General features: G+C 62.4%; 20 protein-coding genes and 2 pseudogenes. 10 read left to right on the forward strand and 12 right to left on the reverse strand.

From position 1 onward, the window contains the following. Positions 1 to 5 precede the first annotated feature (5 nt). Positions 6 to 437 (forward strand): DUF1801 domain-containing protein, encoded by a 432-nt coding sequence (locus CO667_RS16940; RefSeq protein ID WP_097619469.1) that lies wholly within the window; start codon positions 6 to 8, stop codon positions 435 to 437. A gap of 12 nt (positions 438 to 449) precedes the next feature. On the opposite strand, the gene CO667_RS16945 is transcribed toward CO667_RS16940, so the two are convergent. The 4 genes from CO667_RS16945 to CO667_RS16960 all read right to left on the reverse strand — a co-directional run bounded on the left by CO667_RS16945 (position 450) and on the right by CO667_RS16960 (position 2,869). After that, positions 450 to 926: an SRPBCC family protein gene (locus CO667_RS16945; protein ID WP_097619470.1), complete on the reverse strand. Its 477-nt coding sequence runs from the start codon at positions 924 to 926 to the stop codon at positions 450 to 452. Beyond that, complete coding sequence (locus tag CO667_RS16950) at positions 923 to 1,264, reverse strand: metalloregulator ArsR/SmtB family transcription factor (protein ID WP_097619471.1); 342 nt, start codon at positions 1,262 to 1,264, stop codon at positions 923 to 925. The genes CO667_RS16945 and CO667_RS16950 overlap by 4 nt, the downstream gene beginning before the upstream one ends. Next, positions 1,261 to 1,947, reverse strand: a complete 687-nt coding sequence (locus CO667_RS16955; protein WP_097619472.1) for a glutathione S-transferase family protein — start codon at positions 1,945 to 1,947, stop codon at positions 1,261 to 1,263. The genes CO667_RS16950 and CO667_RS16955 overlap by 4 nt, the downstream gene beginning before the upstream one ends. Positions 1,948 to 2,050: 103 nt before the next feature. Beyond that, positions 2,051 to 2,869 carry a methyltransferase domain-containing protein gene (locus CO667_RS16960; RefSeq protein WP_097619643.1) on the reverse strand — a complete coding sequence of 273 codons (819 nt, stop codon included), beginning with the start codon at positions 2,867 to 2,869 and terminating at the stop codon, positions 2,051 to 2,053. Between the two features lie 114 nt (positions 2,870 to 2,983). Between CO667_RS16960 and CO667_RS16965 the strand changes: the two genes are divergently transcribed. Further along, entirely contained in the window at positions 2,984 to 3,709 is a 726-nt protein-coding gene (locus CO667_RS16965; protein ID WP_097619473.1) for a DUF2270 domain-containing protein, read from the forward strand. A gap of 15 nt (positions 3,710 to 3,724) precedes the next feature. On the opposite strand, the gene CO667_RS16970 is transcribed toward CO667_RS16965, so the two are convergent. The 4 genes from CO667_RS16970 to CO667_RS16985 all read right to left on the reverse strand — a co-directional run bounded on the left by CO667_RS16970 (position 3,725) and on the right by CO667_RS16985 (position 6,834). After that, a complete protein-coding gene (locus tag CO667_RS16970; protein ID WP_097619474.1) occupies positions 3,725 to 3,991 on the reverse strand; it encodes an usg protein in 267 nt (88 codons plus the stop codon). 218 nt (positions 3,992 to 4,209) lie between these two features. After that, positions 4,210 to 5,040 carry an ABC transporter permease gene (locus CO667_RS16975; RefSeq protein ID WP_097619475.1) on the reverse strand — a complete coding sequence of 277 codons (831 nt, stop codon included), beginning with the start codon at positions 5,038 to 5,040 and terminating at the stop codon, positions 4,210 to 4,212. Beyond that, positions 5,037 to 5,843 (reverse strand): ABC transporter permease, encoded by an 807-nt coding sequence (locus CO667_RS16980; protein WP_097619476.1) that lies wholly within the window; start codon positions 5,841 to 5,843, stop codon positions 5,037 to 5,039. Before CO667_RS16980 ends, CO667_RS16975 begins: the two co-directional genes overlap by 4 nt. A 217-nt stretch (positions 5,844 to 6,060) precedes the next feature. Continuing rightward, on the reverse strand, positions 6,061 to 6,834 hold the full coding sequence (locus CO667_RS16985) for a transporter substrate-binding domain-containing protein (RefSeq protein WP_097619477.1): 774 nt from the start codon (positions 6,832 to 6,834) through the stop codon (positions 6,061 to 6,063). Between the two features lie 330 nt (positions 6,835 to 7,164). Between CO667_RS16985 and CO667_RS16990 the strand changes: the two genes are divergently transcribed. Beyond that, on the forward strand, positions 7,165 to 9,435 hold the full coding sequence (locus tag CO667_RS16990; protein WP_097619478.1) for an OmpA family protein: 2,271 nt from the start codon (positions 7,165 to 7,167) through the stop codon (positions 9,433 to 9,435). A gap of 96 nt (positions 9,436 to 9,531) precedes the next feature. Here the strand turns inward: CO667_RS16990 and CO667_RS16995 are convergent. Next, positions 9,532 to 10,286 (reverse strand): annotated as a pseudogene (locus tag CO667_RS16995) (alpha/beta hydrolase). Between the two features lie 52 nt (positions 10,287 to 10,338). Then, the gene (locus CO667_RS17000; RefSeq protein ID WP_097619479.1) at positions 10,339 to 12,114 is read right to left on the reverse strand and encodes a cytochrome c biogenesis protein DipZ; all 1,776 of its coding nucleotides are present in this window, start codon (positions 12,112 to 12,114) and stop codon (positions 10,339 to 10,341) included. A 358-nt stretch (positions 12,115 to 12,472) separates the two neighbouring features. Between CO667_RS17000 and CO667_RS17005 the strand changes: the two genes are divergently transcribed. The 6 genes and pseudogenes from CO667_RS17005 (at position 12,473) to maiA (ending at position 17,223) form a co-directional block, all read left to right on the forward strand. Next, positions 12,473 to 13,519 (forward strand): alpha/beta hydrolase, encoded by a 1,047-nt coding sequence (locus tag CO667_RS17005; protein WP_097619480.1) that lies wholly within the window; start codon positions 12,473 to 12,475, stop codon positions 13,517 to 13,519. A gap of 121 nt (positions 13,520 to 13,640) precedes the next feature. Beyond that, entirely contained in the window at positions 13,641 to 14,381 is a 741-nt protein-coding gene (locus CO667_RS17010; RefSeq protein ID WP_097619481.1) for a response regulator, read from the forward strand. After that, positions 14,378 to 15,700 carry a HAMP domain-containing sensor histidine kinase gene (locus CO667_RS17015; RefSeq protein WP_097619482.1) on the forward strand — a complete coding sequence of 441 codons (1,323 nt, stop codon included), beginning with the start codon at positions 14,378 to 14,380 and terminating at the stop codon, positions 15,698 to 15,700. The genes CO667_RS17010 and CO667_RS17015 overlap by 4 nt, the downstream gene beginning before the upstream one ends. A 191-nt stretch (positions 15,701 to 15,891) precedes the next feature. Next, positions 15,892 to 16,307: pseudogene (locus CO667_RS17020) on the forward strand (organic hydroperoxide resistance protein). A 103-nt stretch (positions 16,308 to 16,410) separates the two neighbouring features. Next, the gene (locus CO667_RS35430) at positions 16,411 to 16,572 is read left to right on the forward strand and encodes a hypothetical protein (RefSeq protein WP_179874165.1); all 162 of its coding nucleotides are present in this window, start codon (positions 16,411 to 16,413) and stop codon (positions 16,570 to 16,572) included. 18 nt (positions 16,573 to 16,590) lie between these two features. Then, entirely contained in the window at positions 16,591 to 17,223 is a 633-nt protein-coding gene (maiA, locus tag CO667_RS17025; RefSeq protein WP_097619483.1) for a maleylacetoacetate isomerase, read from the forward strand. Between the two features lie 48 nt (positions 17,224 to 17,271). Here maiA and CO667_RS17030 read toward each other — a convergent pair whose 3' ends face one another. Both CO667_RS17030 and CO667_RS17035 read right to left on the reverse strand, forming a co-directional pair. Further along, positions 17,272 to 18,261, reverse strand: a complete 990-nt coding sequence (locus tag CO667_RS17030) for an aldo/keto reductase (RefSeq protein WP_097619484.1) — start codon at positions 18,259 to 18,261, stop codon at positions 17,272 to 17,274. 14 nt (positions 18,262 to 18,275) lie between these two features. Further along, entirely contained in the window at positions 18,276 to 18,671 is a 396-nt protein-coding gene (locus CO667_RS17035; RefSeq protein WP_097619485.1) for a cupin domain-containing protein, read from the reverse strand. Between the two features lie 134 nt (positions 18,672 to 18,805). Here CO667_RS17035 and CO667_RS17040 point away from each other — a divergent pair, with 134 nt between their 5' ends. Then, positions 18,806 to 19,699, forward strand: coding sequence for a LysR family transcriptional regulator (locus tag CO667_RS17040; RefSeq protein ID WP_097619486.1), 894 nt, complete (start codon positions 18,806 to 18,808; stop codon positions 19,697 to 19,699). Positions 19,700 to 19,789: the final 90 nt, after the last annotated feature.

Genomic DNA, 19,789 nt, shown 5'->3' on the forward strand with positions numbered 1-19,789 from the left:
CAATCATGAAGAAGAGCGATTCCGGGGAACGAAAAGAGGGAGTCTCTCCCTCTCAGCTGATTGACGCGAGGATCGACGAACTGCGCGATTGGCGCGGCGAGATGCTCGCCCGGGTTCGAGCACTCATCAAGCAGGCCGAGCCGGAGGTGGTCGAGGAGTGGAAGTGGCGCGGGGTTCCGGTGTGGGAGCGTTCCGGCATCATCTGCACCGGCGAGACTTACAAGAGCGCGGTAAAGCTGACCTTCGCCAAGGGCGCCTCACTGCAAGACCCTTCGGGCCTTTTCAACTCCAGCCTCGAAGGCAATACCAGGCGCGCCATCGATTTCCATGAGGGCGACGAGATCGACGAGGAGGCGTTGAAGGCACTTATTCGCGCCGCCGCAGGGCTGAATAGCTCAGCAAAGGCTGCCGGCTCCCGAAAGAAATCAAGCGGCTGAGGCTAAGCCCGCCTAATGGATAGGGCTTTCCTCGCGCTCGAGAAAAAGTTCGAGATTGTCCAGGCCGATCTCGGTGCCCTGGAGGCGGGCGCCGTTGTCGGCGTAGCCGTCGAGGAAGACCGCCTGCTCGGTGAACACCATCCTGGTGCCGGCGGGTTCGGCTTCGAAGGCGACGGTGGCGAGGGAGGCGGAGATGCGGGTTTGCCCGAGTTTCATCTCATAGGCATAGATGATGCGGGCATCGGGCACGATATCGATGTAACGGGCGTCAAAAGCGTGCAGAAGGCCGTCGGAATCGGCGACGTGGTTCCTCTCGATGCCGCCCGGGCGGAAATCAAGCGTGTAGTCCAGCTGCACCCATTCACCGTGGCAGGCGAACCATTGACGTTTGGCCTCCGGCGTCGACCAGGCGCGGAAGACCCGGGCGATCGGCACTTTCAGGTGTCGCTCGATGACGAAGGTGGCGTGTTCGGCGGATGGTGTCGTCATTCGGGAAGGCTCTCCTTTTCCTCAGCGAGATATTCATCCAGCCTGTCGAAGGCGGCGGTCCAGCGGGTCTTTCGTTGTTCCACCCAGCGTTCGACGGTAGCAAGCGCATCCTGCTGCAGGCGGTAGGTCCTCACCCGACCGGACTTTTCCGAGAGCACGAGACCGCTCTCCTCCAGCACCTGCAGATGTTTCATCACCGTTGGCAGGGCGACCGCGAGCGGTGCTGCCAGCTCGGTGACGGAGGCCGGCCCGCGGCCGAGGCGGTCGATCATGCCGCGGCGGCTGCGGTCTGAGAGCGCGTGGAACATGCGGTCGAGATTAGCTTGGCTGTCGATCATCCCGCCGCATCCCGGAAGCGGGCGGGCAGCCTGTCGTGATAAGGATAGAACTTGAAGTAGGGACGGGCCTCTTCCAACACCCTTGCAAAGGACGGGCGCGCCAGCAGCCGATCGTAATAGCCACGAAGGTTCGGCTGATCCTCTGAAAGCGGGACCAGCGTCTCTGCATAGAAGAGGGCGGGGGCTGCGGCGCAATCGGCCATGGTGAAGTCGCTGCCCGTTATCCACGGCTTGTCGGCGAGCTGTTTTTCGATCATCGCATAGGCGGTGGCGAGCATCGCCCTGGCGGCGGCCGTCTCGATTTCGTCTGCGGTGCCCTCGGGGCGCCGGCGATTGCTGACGAGCGCCTGCATCGGCGTCTGGACATAGTGGTCGAAGAACCGGTCCCACAGGCGGACCTGTAGCGCCCGGTCGATCTCCAGCGGCAGCAGGCGACCGCGGCCGGGATAATAATGCTCGAGATATTCGATGATGATCGAGGTCTCGGGAATGGTGCTGTCGCGCGCCTCATCCCTGAGCAGCGGCATCTTGCCGATCGGCCAGAAGCGGAAGAGATCGGCGCGCGAGTTCTCGTCGGATAGATCGACGATGCGATTGTCGAAGGGCGTGCCGTTTTCATAAAGCGCGATCAGCACTTTGTGGCAGAAGGAGGCGAGCGGATGTCCATAGAAAACGAGCGACATGCGGCGACCTTTCCTATCGTTGCGATAAACTTTACCGATCGACTAAGTATCAGGTCGGGAGGAATTGCGCAACAGATACTTTGCCAATCGCGCAACTATCCCGTCAGCCGACATATCTGGCGATCACCAGATGGCCGGGCGTGGGCTGGCCGTCTTCCATGCGCACGTTGATATCGGTTATCTCGACGAGTTCGAAACCGGTGGCTGCCAGCCTTTCTTTCACATAGGCATCCGCATGGGCGAAGCGCTGGTGCGGGCCGACCATGTAAGCGCGGCCGGCAAGAATCTCCTCGGGCAGGGTCTCCGACGAGAAGATGAACAGGCCGCCCGGCGCCAGGTTCTCGGCGGCGCCGAAAAACAGCGGTTCGAGCGCACCGAGATAGGGCAGCACGTCGGTGGCGGTGATGATGTCGAAGGCTTCCTCGTCGTTGTCGTCGAGGAAATCCTCGACCTCGGCGACGAAGAGCGTCTCGTAGAGATCTTTCTCATGGGCGATCTCGACCATCTTCTCCGATAGATCGATGCCGGTCATATCCTCGCAGAGGTCACGCAGGGCGCCGCCGGTCAGACCCGTACCGCAACCGAGATCGAGCAGTCGTTTGAACGGCCCGAGCTTCAGCGCCTGCAGGCGCTGGCGCACCAGCATCGGCACGTGATAGCCGAGCTGCTCGACGAGCACGTCCTCGAAAACCTCGGCATGCTGGTCGAACAAGGTCTCGACATAGGCGTCGGGCGCCCTGACCGGTGTTTCGCCGCGACCCATCGCGGCGATGCGCACGGCCGCGCCACCATGATCGTCGGGGTCGATTGCCAGGACTTCCTCATAGGCTGCCACGGCCGCGTCGACATCGCCGGCCTTTTCCAGCGCCAGCGCGCGGTTATAGGCTTCACCGAGGGCTTCTTCGTCGATCTTCTTTGCCATCGCAATCACCGTCTCTTTGTTGCAGGCATGGCTCTAAGGCCGCTTTCGATGTTTTGCAATGGCGCGTTTGCAGGCGCAGAATGGCCGAAAAGAAGACGAAGGGAGGAACGAGCCATGAAAATGGAGGAAGACAGGACGTCATCGGCACGGGAAGGAGAGGGCGCGCGGCCATTGCTGCTGCCCAGTACACCAGGCGAGGTCACCAACACGCTCATTCATTATTACCGCGGCGAACTCGGACGGATGACGAGTTGGCGCGACCGCATCGACCGGACCTCCAACTGGGCGATCACCGTCGTCGCGGCGCTGCTCTCGGTGTCGCTGTCGACGCCGACCTCGCATCACGGAGTGCTGCTGTTCGGGATGATGCTGGTGACGCTGCTGCTGATGATCGAGGCGCGGCGCTACCGCTTCTTCGATATCTACCGCGCCCGCATCCGTCAGATCGAGCGTTGCTATTTCGCCGAGATTCTGGCGCCCGAGGCCAGGAACAGCGGCGAATGGGCTATGGTGGTCGCCCGCAGCCTGCGCAAACCGCGCTTCCTGCTCAGCTATCAGGAGGCGATGCACCGCCGGCTCAAACGCAATTACGGCTGGATGTATTTCATCCTGTTGCTCGCCTGGTGCCTGAAGATCTCGACGCCGAAACTGCAGACGGAGGGCATGCCGGCGTTGCAGGCGCAGTCATGGACCTATGTCATCGACAATGCCGTGCTCGGGCCGATTCCCGGCCTTGCCGTCATTGCCATCGTCGTCGTCTTCTATCTCGGCATGCTCACTTTTGCCCTGCGCCCGGACCGTGACGAAGGCGAATTCGGTCATGGCGAGGCGCATGTCTGACGTGGCGAGTTCCGATCAGTGCAGGATGAACTCGCCTTTCAGCGCCCGCCACTCGGTTGCCGAGATCAGCTTGCGGTGGACGTAGCGCACCGAATGCAGCGGTCCGTCGAGCTTTTCTTCCCAGAATTTCAGGAAGCCGCGCATTTCGGGAAAATCGGGGGCGAGGTCGTAATCCTGCCAGACGTAGCTTTGCAGGATCGCCGGGTGGTCCGGCAGGTGGTAGAGGATCTGGGCTGTCGTCAGACCGTAGCCCTGCAGTTGTTTTTCCATGTCCTTGTGCATCGTATTCCGCTTCTTCTCGTTCCCACTCGCGCGCTTGTTAGCGCTACGTGATATGGAAACATGCGAGTGGTTAACGGAAACTTTACAGATACTTCGTGAAAGAACAATTGATTTTTAATATCAATGGCTTGGCAGCACTATACCGAGAGTGCTGCCAGCTGCTTCCTGTTCATGATGCCGTTATCCCAAAACTGCGACACACTCTTGGGTGTCATGCATCAGCGCTTGAGATGCCGGGTCAGGCGGCGCTCGATCCAGGCCCAGAGATGGCGCAATGCCTCGACGATGGTGAGGTAAAAGATCGCCGCCCAAAGATAGGTCTGGTAGTCGAAGGTGCGGGAGAAGGCGTAGCGGGTTTCGCCCATCAGGTCGAGCACCGTGATAATGGCGACGACTGCCGAGCCCTTGATCAGCAGGATGATCTCGTTGCCATAAGGGCGAAGTGCAACGATGAGAGCCTGCGGCAGGATGACCTTGCGGAAGGCGATGAATTTGTGGATGCCGAGTGCCGCGGCCGCCTCGCGCTGGCCGTGCGGTACGCTTTCGATAGCGCCGCGCAGGATTTCCGCCTGGTAGGCAGCGGTATTGATGGTCATGGCAAAAAGGCCGCAATACCAGGCGTCGCGGAAAAACCACCAGATGCCGACGGCCTCCAACTGCGGCCGGAATATGCCGAGGCCGTAATAGACCAGGAACAGCTGGGCAAGCAGCGGCGTGCCACGGAAGAAGTAGATATAGCCGTAGGCCAGCCAGTTCAGCACCCGGCTGCTCGACAGGCGCGCCATGGCGAGCGGCAACGACAGCAGGGCGCCGCAGACGACGGAAATGGCAACGAGGCTCAGTGTTACCCAGAGACCGTGCAGGTAGCGCGGCCCGTAGCGGGTGAACTTCTCAAGATCCCAGCCATTGATGACGGTGTAGACCAGCAGCGCGGCAAATAGCGCCCAAATGGCAACGAAGATATAGCCGGCGAGGCGGGCGGCCGTTACCGGTTTTGCCACTTTACGGGGGGCGGGCTGCGGCGGGATCAATGTTTCAGCGTAGCTCATCGCCGGACCTCCGAACGCTTGGCCCAGCGATCGACATAGACGAGCACAAAGGAGGAGAGGACGGCGAGCACCAGATAGAGGCAACAGGCCAAGCCATAAAAGAAGAAGGGTTCCTTGGTTACACGGACAGCGACGCTCGTCTGGCGCAGGATATCGGCAAGGCTGATGATCGAGACGTAGGAGGTATCCTTCAGGAGCACCATCCAGAGGTTCGTCAGGCCCGGCAGCGCGATGCGCACGAGCTGCGGCAGGATGATCAGGCGCAGCGTGCGGCCGTGATGCAGCCCAAGCGCGTCGCCTGCCTCATATTGCCCCTTGGGAATGGCGCGAAAGGCCGAGAGCAGCACTTCCGAACAATAGGCGGAGAAGACCACCGAAAGCGCGATGACGCCGGCGAGGAAGGCGTTGATCTCGACCGGCGGTCCGTCATAACCGACGAAGGTCAGCAGAGACTGGATCAGCATCTGCATGCCGTAATAGATGATGAAGAGCGTCAGAAGCTCCGGCAGGCCGCGGAAGATCGTGGTGTAGATGCCGGCCGCCAGCCGCAGCGGCTTTTCCTCCGACTGCTGGCCCAGCGCCACGAGAAAACCGATGACGAGGCCGATCGGCAAGGTGACGATCGCCACCGAAACGGTAACCTGCAAGCCGAGCGCAATCTCGTCGCCCCAGCCAGTATCGCCACACGCAAGAAGCGTCGACTGATCAAACCAGGTAAAGATGCCAACGGGTCCGCATAGCGGATCGAAAATGTGCACAAGTGAGCTCCAGAAGGAGCCAAGCGCGGAAGACAATCCGCCCATGCGAGAATTCCCCTCACGGCTTTTGCCGTTTTGATCTTGCCACCTTTGTCAAACAAAAATGGCGGAAGAGCAAGCCTTCCGCCATTACAGCGCCGCGCGTCTTTTCAGACGCGCAAAGGACGCTGTAACATTTTGAATGGCTGCATAATTTTATCCTTAAATCGATTCTGACTTAAGGAATTATGCAGTAGCTTTCATCGGCCAGATAACGAATTTCTTATTCGCCGTAAACGTCGAAATCGAAGTACTTATCCTGGATCTTCTTGTACTCGCCGCTGGCGCGGATCGCAGCGATCGCGGTGTTGAGCTTTTCCTTGAGCGGATCGCCCTTGCGAATGGCGATGCCTGCGCCGTTGCCGTTGATTTCCTTGTCGACCGGCAGGGTCGTCAGGATCTTGCAGCAGGAGCCGGCGTCGGACTTGACCCACTCGGAGAGAACCACGACGTCGTCGATGACGGCATCGACGCGGCCGCTGGCAACGTCGAGCTTGTATTCGTCAGCCGTCGGATAGAGCTTCAGCTCGGTGTCGGCGAGGTGCTTCTCGGCGTAGTTGGCATGCGTCGTCGAGGTCTGCGCGCCGATCACCTTGCCCTTCAGGCCGGCAACGTCAGTGATCGTCGAATCCTTCGGCACGGCGACGGCCGGCGGGGTGTTGTAGTACTTGTTGGAGAAATCGACGAGTTTGAGGCGCTCCGGCGTGATCGACATGGAGGAAACGATCATGTCGAATTTCTTGGCGTTGAGCGCCGGGATGATGCCGTCCCAATCGGTGCTGACGAAGGAGCATTCGGCCTTCATCTCAGCACAGAGCGCCTTGGTGATGTCGATATCGAAGCCCTGGATCGTGCCGCTGGCATCGACGAATTCGAAGGGGGGATAGGTCGAATCGGTGCCGATCACATATTTCTCGCCATCGGCCATGGCCGAACCGGCGAAAAGGGACATCGCCGCGATCGAGGCTGCCGCGAAAATACGGGTGGAGATATGCATGAGGATCCTCTCTGTTGGTAGCCGTCGCTCTTTTTCGCGTGGGCTGACGGCCGCAGTTCAACGGCCCAAGACCGCCTTGCGGCGATAATCAGACTTTTTTTCATGGAATTGCAACACAAATCCCATCGCAATTGGGCGGTGCAAATAGCGGGGCGAGATGAACGTCGGCAGACTGCAACATTCACGCGAGGTTAATCTCCGGCTTCCTAGAACCGGAACAAATCGGCGGCTCGGCGATTGCCATTTCGCCGTTTCGCCTCATTGCAACGCTAGGGGCGGAACCAGGGCCTGTCGGCCTTCAGGAAGCTCAAACAGGATCGAGGAAACCCGATGGGCATGAAATCAAGATTGTTCGCGAGCGCAGCTTTTCCGCTGCTTTCCCTCTCGCTGGCTTTGCAGCCGGCTTCGGCTGTGGCGGCCGCGCGCGGTGCGGCGACAGAGGCCGCAGCTGTGCGGCAGGTCGAACAGGGCAGCTTCGAGGTGGCGCAGGACGCGCCTTCCGAGGAGGAACTGCTGAAGAAAAAGAAGAAGCAGAAGGAAGAGGCTCCGGCTGAACAGGCGCCGGCCGCTGAGAAGCCGGCGCAGCAGGAAGCGCCCGCCGAAAAGCCGAAGGCCGAGCGGAAGGAAGCGCCTGAACCGAAGGCAGAGCCGGAAGCGCCGAAGGCGGAATCGCCCAGGGCGGCGCCTGCGGAGCAGCCTGAAAGCAAGCCCGAGCGGAAGGCCAAGCAGCAGGCCCAGCCCGAGGCAAAGCCGGAGGCCGCGCCGCAGCAGGAAGAGCAGCCGGTAACCCAGGAAAAGCCGAAGAAGCCGAAGAGGCAGGAGACGCAGCAGGCCGAGCCGGAGGCTCAGCCGCAGCCCGAACAGCAGCCGGCAGCAAAGAAAGCGCAGCCGGAAACGGAACAGGCACAACCTGAAGCCAAGCCGGAAGGCGGCAAGCGGGAGAAAGGGCAGGACAAGGGCCAGGGCCGGGATAAAGGCAAAGGCAAGGCCGAGACTGCCGCTCCCGAGGCGGTGACTCCGAGCGAAGAGCAGGCCAAGCCGGAGGCAAAACCGGCCGCCGAGGCGCCGGCCGAAAAGAAGCCGACAAAGGGCGAGGCCGCAGCACCCGAGGCGCCGACCGAAAAGAAGCCGACAAAGGGCGAGGCCGCAGCACCCGAGGCGCCGACCGAAAAGAAGCCGACAAAGGGCGAAGCCGCAGCTCCTGCGGATAAGACGATCGAAGGCAAGACGACCGAAGACAAGGCCGCCGCCCCGGAAGCCGCGCCCGCCGAGAAGCCGAAGGACGGCACCGCGGCAAAACCTGCCGGTGAACAGCCCACCGGCGAGCAGCCGGCCGCGCCGGCGACCGACACTGCCAAGCCGCTGCCGGATGCCAGCGGCGGCCAGCAGGTGGAGCAGGCCATTCCGGCGCCTGAAAAAGCATCGCCCGAGGAGCTGGAGCGCCGCAAGAAGATTGCCGCAGATCCGGCCAAGAGCAATGAGACCGTCGTGCTGCCGGTCGAGAACGGTGCTGCCGTACTCGATAGCGACAAGGATGCCGACCGCAGCAAGGGCCGGGAAGGCCGCCGCGACCGCGACAGGCAACGCGCCGACAGCCAGGACGTCAAGGTGCCGACCTCGGATGCCGATGCGCAGGCCGCTACCGGCGCCAAAGCGCCGGCGCCGGTCAAGCTCGAAGCTGTGACCAGCGAGAAGGGCAGGAAGCTCGATGAGCGGCCGCGATTTGCCCGCCCGGATGGTGCGCAGTTCAGCGACAGCCAAGACAACAGCCGGGTGATCATCCAGTATGATAACCGGGTGATCGTACGCGGCGACGACGACAGGCGGTTCCTGCGTGACGGCGAGCGGCCGACCTACGAGGAACTGTCGGGCGATCGCTACCGCGAGACGATCATGCGGCCGGAGGGCTACCGCATCGTCACGATCCGCAATCGCTACGGTGACATCATCCAGCGGTCGCGCGTCGATGCCCGCGGACGCGAGCACGTGCTCTATTACTCGCAGGACCTCTATGAGGATCCGGACCGCGACTATTTCGAGGATCCGGGCGCCGACCTGCCGCCGATGCGGCTGCGCGTGCCGCTCAGCGACTATATCATCGACACCCGCAGCGACCCGGACCGGGATTACTACGAGTTCCTGAGCGAGCCGCCCGTCGAGCCGGTGGAGCGTGTCTATTCGCTGGACGAGGTGAAATATTCCGCCCGTATCCGCGACAAGGTGCGCCGCATCGACCTCGACACGGTGACCTTTGCGACCGGCAGCGCCGAGATCCCTATGACGCAGGCCCGCACCCTGCGCAAGGTCGCCGACGCGATCAGCCAGGTGCTGAAGAAGGATCCGAGCGAGACCTTCCTGATCGAGGGCCATACGGATGCCGTCGGGACTGAACAGAGCAATCTGGTTCTCTCCGACCAGCGGGCCGAATCGGTCGCCAACGTGCTTTCCGACGTCTACGGCATTGCGCCGGAGAACCTGGCAACGCAGGGCTACGGCGAGCAGTATCTGAAGGTCAACACGGCAGGCCCCGAACAGGAAAACCGCCGCGTCACCATCCGCCGTGTCACCGCGTTGGTCCGCCCGGTCGCAGCCAACCAGTAATAGCGTTGCCCCTCTCCATTCGTGGGGAGGGGCACTTTTCTTGCTCCCTCTTCTCCCGGCTGGGGAGGAGAGACTCGGAGCAGCGCTTCGTCTCCTCTACTCACCGGCCTGCTTGGCTGCCTTTTCGATCACATCGGCGACCTTTTCCGCTTGGGAGGCGAAGACGGCGTGGCTGGCCTTGATCTCGGTCACGTCGCTGCCGGCGCGTCTTGCCATGTCACACTCCAGCTCGGGATTGATAGAGCGATCCTCGGTGGCAACGATCGACCAGCTTTTCTCCGCCATGCCGGCTGGGTGATCTTGGCCGAGAAAGCCTGCTTCGAGGCGAAGACCTGTGATCTTGCCATGAAAGCGGCTTCGGCTTTCGGCAGGTCGGCGGCGAAGGCCGCGGCAAAAGCGCCCGGATCGAGATAGAGATACTTGCCGTCTTTCGTTTCCTTGATATCCATGCTGCCGGCGGGCTTGGAGCTGGCGAGGCTCAGCAGGCTTTCGCCCTTGTCGGGCTGGAAGGCCGCGACATAGACGAGGCCTGCGACATTGGGGTCGTTGCCGGCTTCGGTGATGACCATGCCGCCATAGCTGTGGCCGACGAGCAGGCTCGGTCCTTGCTGGAGGTCGAGAACGCGCTTCGTCGCGGCCACATCGTCGTCGAGCGAGGTAATGGGCTGCTGGACAATGGTGACGTTGAAGCCGCGCTTTTCGAGAATCTCCGTCGCCTTGCGCCATCCCGAGCTGTCGGCGAGTGCGCCGTGGACGATCACGATGTTCTTCACCGCGGCAGCCTCTGCTGCACAGGCGATGGCGGTGGTGGCGAAGGCAAGGGCTGCCGTGAAAAGAAGACGTCTGCTCATGGGTATGACTCCTTTGGTCGTTGTTGAGGGTCGGAATTGATCAGTCTGCGGCTCAGCCGAAGGTGAAGGCGTAGGCTTGCACCCCGGAATCGAGGAAGTGGATCTCGAAATTGCGGGCGCCGACCGTGCCGGACTGGCGGACGAGCTGGTAAAGCCTTGTGGCGATCACCGTGCCTTTGCCATCGGCATCGATATCGGAGCCGTGGTCCGGCCCGGGCGCCTTGCCGTCGACCGTCACCTGGAAGCGGATCGGTTTGCCGTTGGCGCCGGGTCCGAGAACGAGATGCAGGTCGCGGGCGCTGAAGCGATAGGTAATGCCGCCGCCGGCCTGATCAAGCGTCGCCTGATCCTTGCCGACGGTCCAGGTTCCGGACAGGCCCCAGCCGTTGAGGCCGGGTTCGGCGATCGAATAGTTATGGGGCGCGTCGGATTGCAGCCCTTCGGGCGAGGCAAAATTCGCCGCCTGTTCGTAGCCGAGATAGGTTTCGCCGGAGCGGATGTTGCCAAGGTCCGGACCTGCCTCCACGCCTTTGGCATCCGGTGCGACCGGCGCACTTGAAGGCATATGGCTACCGGCCTCGCGCAGCAGGTCCTGAATGGCTTTTTCGGTCCTGACATAGTTGCCTTCGCCGAAATGGCGATAGCGGATATGGCCCTCGGCATCGATGAGATAGCCGGCCGGCCAGTAGCTGTTTTCGAAGGCCCGCCAGATTTTGTAATCATTGTCGATCGCGACGGGATAACCGAGCTTGAAGTCGCTGACCGCCTTCCTGACGTTGTCGATCTTCTTTTCGAAGGCGAATTCCGGAGCGTGGATGCCGATCACAACGAGACCCTGATCGGCATATTTTTCCGCCCAGGCCCTGACATAGGGGATCGTGCGAATGCAGTTGATGCAGGAATAGGTCCAAAAATCGACGAGCACCACCTTGCCGCGCAGCTGCTCCGTGGTCAGCGGTTTGGAATTCAGCCACTCGACGGCACCGTCAAGCGAAGGCGCATAGCCTTCGACGGGCAAATCGCTGCGGAAAGGCCTCTTCGCATCGGCCGCGGCGATCACCATGCCGTTGCTCGCCAGCTCGGAGGATGCGCCACTCAGCGGCTTTGCGTGTAGCCTGTCAAGCACGGCCTGTTCCAGCGATGCGGTGCTGGCATAGGAGAGCCGGGCGAGCAGGCTGGTATCGAGGCCGAGCGCGATGATGGCGACGCCCGCCAGCACGGCAGCGCCGAGCGCTTTACGAATCCGGTCGCCGAGGCCCAGCGAACGCTTCATGGCGGTGAATACCCTACCGCCGACCAGCAAGGCGACGGCAAGTGAAGTCGCAGCACCGGCGGCATAGGCGATCAGCAGGAAGGTTGTCTGTAGATTGGCACCCTGCAAGGCCGCCCCCGTCAGAACAAGGCCGAGGATCGGCCCGGCGCAGGGCGCCCAGAGCAGGCCGGTAGCAACGCCGAGTATAAGGGCGCTCTTGACCGTCGGCGCGGTTTGTCCGTTGCCCGTAGCGTACACAAGGTTGTTGCCGAGATCGACGACCGGCCGGGCAAGCGTGCCTGCGATGCGCGGTGAAAGCAGGCTTGCGCCAAAGAGGGCAAGCAGGACGATCGCAGCAAGCCGGCCATACTCATTGGCGCGAATGGCCCAGCTGCCACCGACTGCGGCAAGTGTGGCGACCAGCGCGAAGGTGGCGGCCATGCCCGCCAGCATCGGCAGCGTGCTTCTGACGAAGGGCTGTCCGGCGCGGGCGAAGACGAAGGGGAGGATGGGCAGGATACACGGGCTGAGGATCGTCAGCGCGCCTCCGAGATAGGCAATGATCAGCAGTGTCATCATCGTTTTCCTTTGAAACCGATTGATCGGGCTCTGGACGGCGATGGGGCCTGAACCAGCAATGGCGGGGATATGCCGGGCGGACGTATCCTCGATGTGTCCGGTTTGGCGGGGAAATGTACCGAACTATTGCGGCCGGGGCGGGCGATACAAAGCGATACAAACTGCCGCCCGGCGGTGGCCTGTGGCGAAAGCGCCGTGGCCGGTGAGAGGCTTTGCTCGGTCGGCACGATTGTATCAGAATGTATCGCGGCGGCCGGAAGCTACATGCGCATTCAAAAACCGACGGCCCGCGACATATGGGGGATACAAGCGCCAACTCATATCAGCACCGTGATCCATTCGACAGGAGAGACCGATGTCAGAGCAAATCAACCATCACCGCCGCCGCTTTTTCGGGATGACGGCAGTCGCCCTTGCTGCGGTCGAGTTCGGCGTGGCCGGCACGGCCGCCGCGCAATCGGCGCCCGCGGCATCCTTGCCTGATGTAAAGGCGGGAACCCACACGTCCTTCGAGGCGCTGAAGCAGGTGAAGGCCGGCGTGCTCGATATCGGTTACGCCGAGGCGGGGAAGGCGGATGGCCCTGTCGTGCTGCTGCTGCATGGCTGGCCCTATGACATCTACAGTTTCGTCGATGTCGCACCGCTGCTTGCCTCGGCAGGCTATAGGGTGATCGTGCCCTATCTGCGCGGTTACGGGACGACCCGCTTCCTGGACGACCAGACGCCGCGCAACGGCCAACCGTCAGCGCTCGCCGCCGATATGATCGCGCTGCTCGATGCGCTCGATATTGAGAAGGCGGTCATTGCCGGCTACGACTGGGGCGGGCGGACCGCCAACATCATGGCGGCGCTCTGGCCGGAGCGCTGCAAGGCGATGGTGTCGGTCAGCGGCTACCTGATCGGCAGTCAGGAGGCCAACAAGAAGCCGCTGCCGCCGAAGGCCGAACTTGCCTGGTGGTACCAGTTCTATTTCGCCACCGAGCGCGGCCGCCTGGGCTATGAGAGCAACACCCACGATTTCGCAAAGCTCATCTGGCAGACGGCTTCGCCGAAGTGGAACTTCGACGATGCGACATTCGGCAGGTCGGCCGCCGCCTTCGACAATCCCGATCATGTTGCGATCGTCATTCACAATTATCGCTGGCGCCTGGGACTTGTCGAAGGCGAGGCCAAATACGATGCCTATGAGACGACGCTTGCCGGAGCGCCTGTCATTTCGGTGCCGACGATCACCATGGAAGGTGACGCAAACGGTGCGCCGCATCCGCAGCCCTCCGCCTATGCCGGAAAATTCTCCGGCAGATACGAGCATCGCACGATCGGCGGCGGCATCGGCCACAATCTGCCACAGGAGGCACCGCAGGCCTTCGCGCAGGCTGTCATCGATGTCGATCGCTTCTGATCGATGAGGCCGGCCGCAGAGCCTCGTTGCTCCGGCCGGCCGAATATGCGTAGGTCGCGTCAGCCGCCTCGATGTCGACGCGGAGGGCGCGGCCGCTTCTATCGTAAGGGAACAGGAACATATGGATCATGTCGATCACATCCTGATCGTCGATGACGATCGCGAAATCCGCGAGCTGGTCTCGGGCTATCTGCAGAAGAACGGCCTGAGGACCAGCGTTGCCGCGGACGGGCGCCAGATGCGCAGTTTTCTCGAGGCCAATGCGGTCGACCTGATCGTGCTCGATGTGATGATGCCCGGCGACGACGGGCTGGTGCTGTGCCGCGAACTGCGCTCCGGCCGGCACAAGGCGATCCCGATCCTAATGCTGACGGCCCGCACCGACGAGATGGACCGGATCCTCGGGCTGGAGATGGGCGCCGACGACTATCTTCCCAAGCCCTTTGCCGCGCGTGAGCTGCTTGCCCGCATCAAGGCAGTGCTGCGGCGCACGCGCATGCTGCCGCCCAACCTGCAGATCAGCGAGGCCGGGCAGTTGCTGAGCTTCGGTGATTGGCGGCTCGATACGGTCGGCCGCCACCTTCTCGACAGGGAAGGGACCGCGATTGCGCTCAGCGGCGCCGAGTACCGCCTGCTTCGCGTCTTCATCGACCACCCGCAGCGGGTGCTCAATCGCGATCAGCTTCTGAGCCTGACACAGGGCCGCGACGCCGATCTGTTCGATCGTTCCATCGATCTCCTGGTCAGCCGGCTGCGTCAGCGGCTGGGGGACGATGCGCGCGAACCTACATACATCAAGACGGTGCGCAGCGAAGGTTATGTGTTTTCGGTTCCGGTCGAAATCACCGAGTTGCGCCAATGAGGGCGGGGATCCCCTTGTTCTCGGGTTTGATGTGGCCGAGCACGTTGCGGTCGCGGATCTTCCTGATCCTGCTGATCGGACTGGCGCTGGCCTACGGCCTGTCCTTCAGCGTGCTTTATATGGAGCGCTATATGTCGGCCAAAGCAGTGATGCTCGGCACGCTGGAAAACGACGTCGCAACCTCGATTGCCGTTCTCGACCGGCTTCCGCCAGGCGAACGCGGCGATCTCCTGGACCGGCTGGGCCGCGGCAACTACCGTTTTGTGCTCGGACCCGGCCTTGCCGGCGTGCCTGACACGTCAAGCAAGGGCGCCGAGATATCAGGCAAGATCGAGGAGGCGATCGGGCACCGCTTTCCGATCCGCATCGAACGGATTCCGGGTGAGGTGAACCGGTTGCAGGCGCATCTGACACTCAGCGACGGAAGCCCCTTGACGATCGACGTCACGCCGAAGGGCGTCATGCCGATCGCCGCATGGCTGCCCTATGTCTTCGTCATCCAGATGGCGCTGCTCATCCTCTGTACCTGGTTTGCGGTTCGCCAAGTGATCCGGCCGCTCGGCGCGCTTGCCGCCGCCGCCGATGCTCTCGACCCGAATAAGGACGGTCCGGCCTTGAGCGAGGCGGGGCCGAGCGAGGTCGCGCATGCGGCAAGGGCGTTCAACGCGATGCGGGAGAGGATTGCCCATTACCTCGAAGAGCGCGTGCAGATCCTGGCGGCCATCTCGCACGATCTGCAGACGCCGATCACCCGCATGCGGCTGCGCGCCGACATGGCGGAGGATTCGCCGGAGAAGGACAAGCTGGTGCATGATCTCGGCGAGATCCAGCGTCTCGTCCAGGACGGGATTGCTTATGCACGCAGCGCCCATGGCAACGGCGAGAAGAGCGCCCGGATCGACCTTGCCTCGTTCATCGACAGCATAGCCTACGACTATCAGGATACCGGAAAGGCCGTCACTGTCGTCGGGCTGGTTCAGGGTGCGGCCTTCACCAAGCCGCATGCGCTTCGTCGCATCCTGTCGAACTTCGTCGACAATGCGCTGAAGTTTGCCGGCGCTGCCGAGATCTGTGTCGAGCGCAGCGCCGAGAACGATATCGTCATATCGGTCATGGATCGCGGGCCGGGAATTCCGGACGATATGCTGGAAGCCGCCATGCAGCCTTTCTTCCGGCTGGAGCAATCCCGCAACCGGGAGACCGGCGGCACCGGTCTCGGTCTTGCGATTGCCCAGCAGTTGACCGCCAAGATCGGCGGGTCGCTCCGGCTCTACAATCGCGCCGGCGGCGGACTGGCGGCAGAAGTCACCATCCGTTGACATCGGCAGTCGCCCACAAAATTTCGAGATGTTTGTATGTAAAGATGTCCTCGATCTCGGATGCTACTCTTTGTGACATTTCGGGCGATTTCGGAAACATGGCGGATACGTCAGCCGGTCAAACCACACTCCGTCAACCCGGCCGCGCAGTGCGGCAGTCGCCAGGAGCGACGCAACATAAGGAGTGTTCCATGACAAAGATCGACAAGGTTCTCTATACCGGCAAGACCCACACGACGGGCGGGCGCGACGGCGCGTCGCACAGCGACGACGGCCAGTTGGATATCAAGCTTTCGCCTCCGGGCAGCAACCGCGCCGGCACCAATCCCGAACAGCTTTTCGCCGCCGGCTGGTCTGCCTGCTTCATAGGCGCGATCGGCTTTGCCGCGGCCAATCAAAAGGTAGGCTCCCCGCCGATCTTGCGGTCGACACCGAGGTCGATCTGGGAACCGCCGATGGCGGCTATTTCCTGCAGGCCCGTCTCAAGGTCAGCCTGCCGGGGATCGAAGCTGAAGTGGCAAGAGCCCTCATCGAAGAGGCGCATCAGACCTGCCCCTACTCGAAGGCCACGCGCGGCAATATCCATGTCGAATTGACCGTTGCCTGACGCACCCTCTGCCCGCCGAAGGCCATAGGTTACGGCGGGCAGAGAACAGAAGCCGAAAGCAAACAGGACGAGGCCGACCGGGCCTCGCCGATTGGAGGATCTGATGAGACTGATGATCATCTGCATTCTGGGCGCGACGGTTTTCGCCGCGCCCTGCATCTACGACGTAAGCTCGCAGGAGCCTTCGCCGCTTGTGGGCCTCGTGACGGCGGCATCCGCAGCGTCGTCTTCAGGAGAACCGCAGCCGTTCCAGCCGCTCTTTTAAGTGACCAGGGAGAGACCCGTGAAGCTCTATCAGAATGAAATTTCCTCGGCGACGTCGAGAGTCCGCATCGCGCTAGCCCTGAAGGGGCTGACGGCGGAAACACTGCCGGTGACCATCCTCGGCGAAGAGGCCGAGAGCCGGCAGGCCGGATATCGCAGCGTCAATCCGCAAGGGCTGGTGCCGGCCTTGCTGACGGATGGCGGCGTCATCACCCAGTCACTGGCGATCGTCGAATATCTCGACGAGCTTCACCCCGAACCGCCGCTGTTGCCCGACACGGCGGAGGGCAGGGCGCTGGCGCGGTCGATCGCGCTTGCAATCGCCGCCGAGATCCATGCGCTGCTGCCGCCACGCATCGGCCTGCACCTCAAAACGGCCTTCCAGGCGGATGCCGATGCCATTGCCGCCTGGAGCCGTCACTGGGTCGGCGAGGGAATGGCCGCTGTGGAGACGATGATCGCCGGCCGCAGGCATGGCGCCTTCGCCATCGGCGACCGGCCTGGTATTGCCGATATCTTTCTCTTCCCGCAGGCGATCAGCGCCCGGCGCATGGGCTTCGATCTCGCCCGCTGGCCCAATATCGCGGAGATTGTCGGCAGGCTCGAGGCGATCCCGGCTTTCCAGGAGAATGCGCCGGCGCCGAGACGATGATGCGATCAATGAAGAAGCGACCGCAAACGATGGCGGTCGTTTCTTTTCTCAGCGGTTGACCCTTGCCTGCAGATGCGCGGGATATCGATCGCCTTCCACCTTGATGGTGGCGAGCGCGCTTTCGATATTGCCGAGATCCTCGGCCGTCAGTTCGACCTCGGCGGCCCGGATGTTCTCCTCGAGGCGATGCAGCTTGGTGGTTCCGGGGATCGGCACGATCCAAGGTTTTTGCTCCAGCAGCCAGGCCAAGGCGACCTGGGCCGAGGTGGCGTTTTTGCGCCTGGCGATCTCTACGAGAAGATCGACGAGCGCCTGGTTGGCTTTTCGCGCTTCTGGTGAGAAGCGCGGCACGATGTTGCGGAAGTCCTTGCTGTCGAAGGTGGTCGTCTCGCTGATCGCGCCGGTGAGGAAGCCTTTGCCGAGCGGGCTGAACGGCACGAAGCCGATGCCGAGCTCTTCGAGCACCGGCAGGATTTCCTGCTCGGGTTCGCGCCACCACAGCGAATATTCGCTCTGCAGCGCCGTCACCGCCTGGACGGCATGGGCGCGGCGGATCGTTTGGGCGCCCGCTTCCGAGAGACCGAAATGTCTGACCTTACCCTCGGCGATCAGCGCCTTGACCGTGCCGGCCACATCTTCGATCGGGACATCGGGGTCGACACGATGCTGATAGAAGAGGTCGATGACATCCGTCTTCAAACGCTTCAACGCCTGGTCGGCCACCGCGCGGATCTGCTCCGGCCGGCTGTTCATGCCACTCTGGCCGCCATTGGCATCGAAGTTGAAGCCGAATTTCGTGGCAATCACCACCTCGTCGCGGAGGGGCGCCAGGGCTTCTCCGAGAAGCTCCTCGTTCTTGTAGGGACCATAGGCCTCGGCGGTGTCAAAGAAGGTCACGCCGCGTTCGAATGCGCGGCGGATCAGCGCGATCGCTTCCGGAATCGCTGTTGCCGGGCCATAACCATAACTCAGCCCCATGCAGCCGAGACCGATGGCCGAGACACGAAGTCCGCTCTTTCCGAGTTCACTTTTCTGCATTGCCGTTTCCTTTTCTAACCTTGGTACTGCGTGTCGGTGACGTGCTCCATCCAGTCGACGACCTTGCCGTCGAGCTGTTCCTGAATGGCGATATGGGTCATCGCCGTCGTCGGCGCTGCACCGTGCCAATGGAGTTCGCCCGGTTCGAACCGGACGACGTCGCCGGCGCAGATCTCCTCGACGGGGCCGCCTTCGCGCTGGACGCGACCGCAGCCCGATGTGACGATGAGCGTCTGGCCAAGCGGATGGGTGTGCCAGGCGGTGCGGGCGCCGGGCTCGAAGGTGACGCTGGCGCCGGCCGCGCGGGCGGGGCTGGTCACCGCAAACAGCGGGTCGACGCGCACGCTGCCGGTGAACCAATCGGCCGGTCCCTTGGCCGAGGGCTGCGAACCGTTTCGCTTGATGTCCATTTGTCTTCCTTTCCAACGTCGGGGCTGGGCCGCCCGGGCAGACAGGTCCGCCCAGGATGACAGGATATTTAGCGCCTGCGCATGGTTGCGATTAGATGGTATAAACAGCAAGAACCCATGAGGGATTTTCATAAATGTCACGCCCTGCCGTCAACGATCTCATCGCCTTCCTCGCTGTTGCGCGTGCACAGAGCTTCACCAAGGCGGCCGGCAAGCTGGGTGTGTCGCAATCGGCGCTCAGCCATACGATCCGCGGGCTCGAGGAGCGGCTTGGACTGCGATTGCTGACACGCACGACACGCAGCGTATCGCCGACGGAAGCCGGCGAACGGCTGCTTGTCTCCATCGGGCCGCGGCTCGATGAGATCGAGAGCGAACTGGCTGCCTTGAGCGCGTTCCGGGAGAAACCGGCGGGCACCATCCGCATCAATGCCGGCGAGCATGCGGCCGATGCCGTCCTCTGGCCCGCCCTGGAAAAGCTGCTGCCCGATTACCCCGATATCAATGTCGAGATGATCGTCGACTACGGTCTGACCGACATCGTTGCGGAGCGTTATGATGCGGGGGTGCGGCTTGGGGAACAGGTGGCGAAAGATATGATCGCGGTGCGCATCGGCCCCGACATGCGCATGGCCGTGGTCGGCACTCCCGCCTATTTCGCCGCCAGGCCGAAGCCGCTGACGCCGCAGGATCTCACGGATCACAATTGCATCAATCTGCGTCTGCCGACCTATGGCGGCGTCTATGCATGGGAGTTCGAGAAGGACGGGCGCGAGCTCAGGGTTCGCGTCGAAGGTCAGCTGGTTTTCAACAATATAGCGCTCAGGCTGAACGCCGTGCTGGCCGGTCTGGGGCTGGCATACATGCCGGAGAACCTGGTCGAGGCGCATCTTGCCGATGGGCGGCTGGTCCGGGTCCTCGAGGATTGGTGCCTGCCGTTTTCCGGCTACCATCTCTACTACCCAAGTCGTCGGCACACGTCTCCGGCATTCGCCCTCGTCGTCGATGCGCTTCGCTATCGGGGATAGCCGCCCATCGTTCGAGGTGCGCGAACCGGCAGATATCCGAGCCATTGAGACATTCACTCGATCGTCTCTTGCCGGAAGCGAAGTCATGGC

The sequence above is a fragment of the Rhizobium sp. L43 genome, from assembly GCF_002531725.1.
Taxonomy (GTDB): Bacteria; Pseudomonadota; Alphaproteobacteria; order Rhizobiales; family Rhizobiaceae; genus Rhizobium.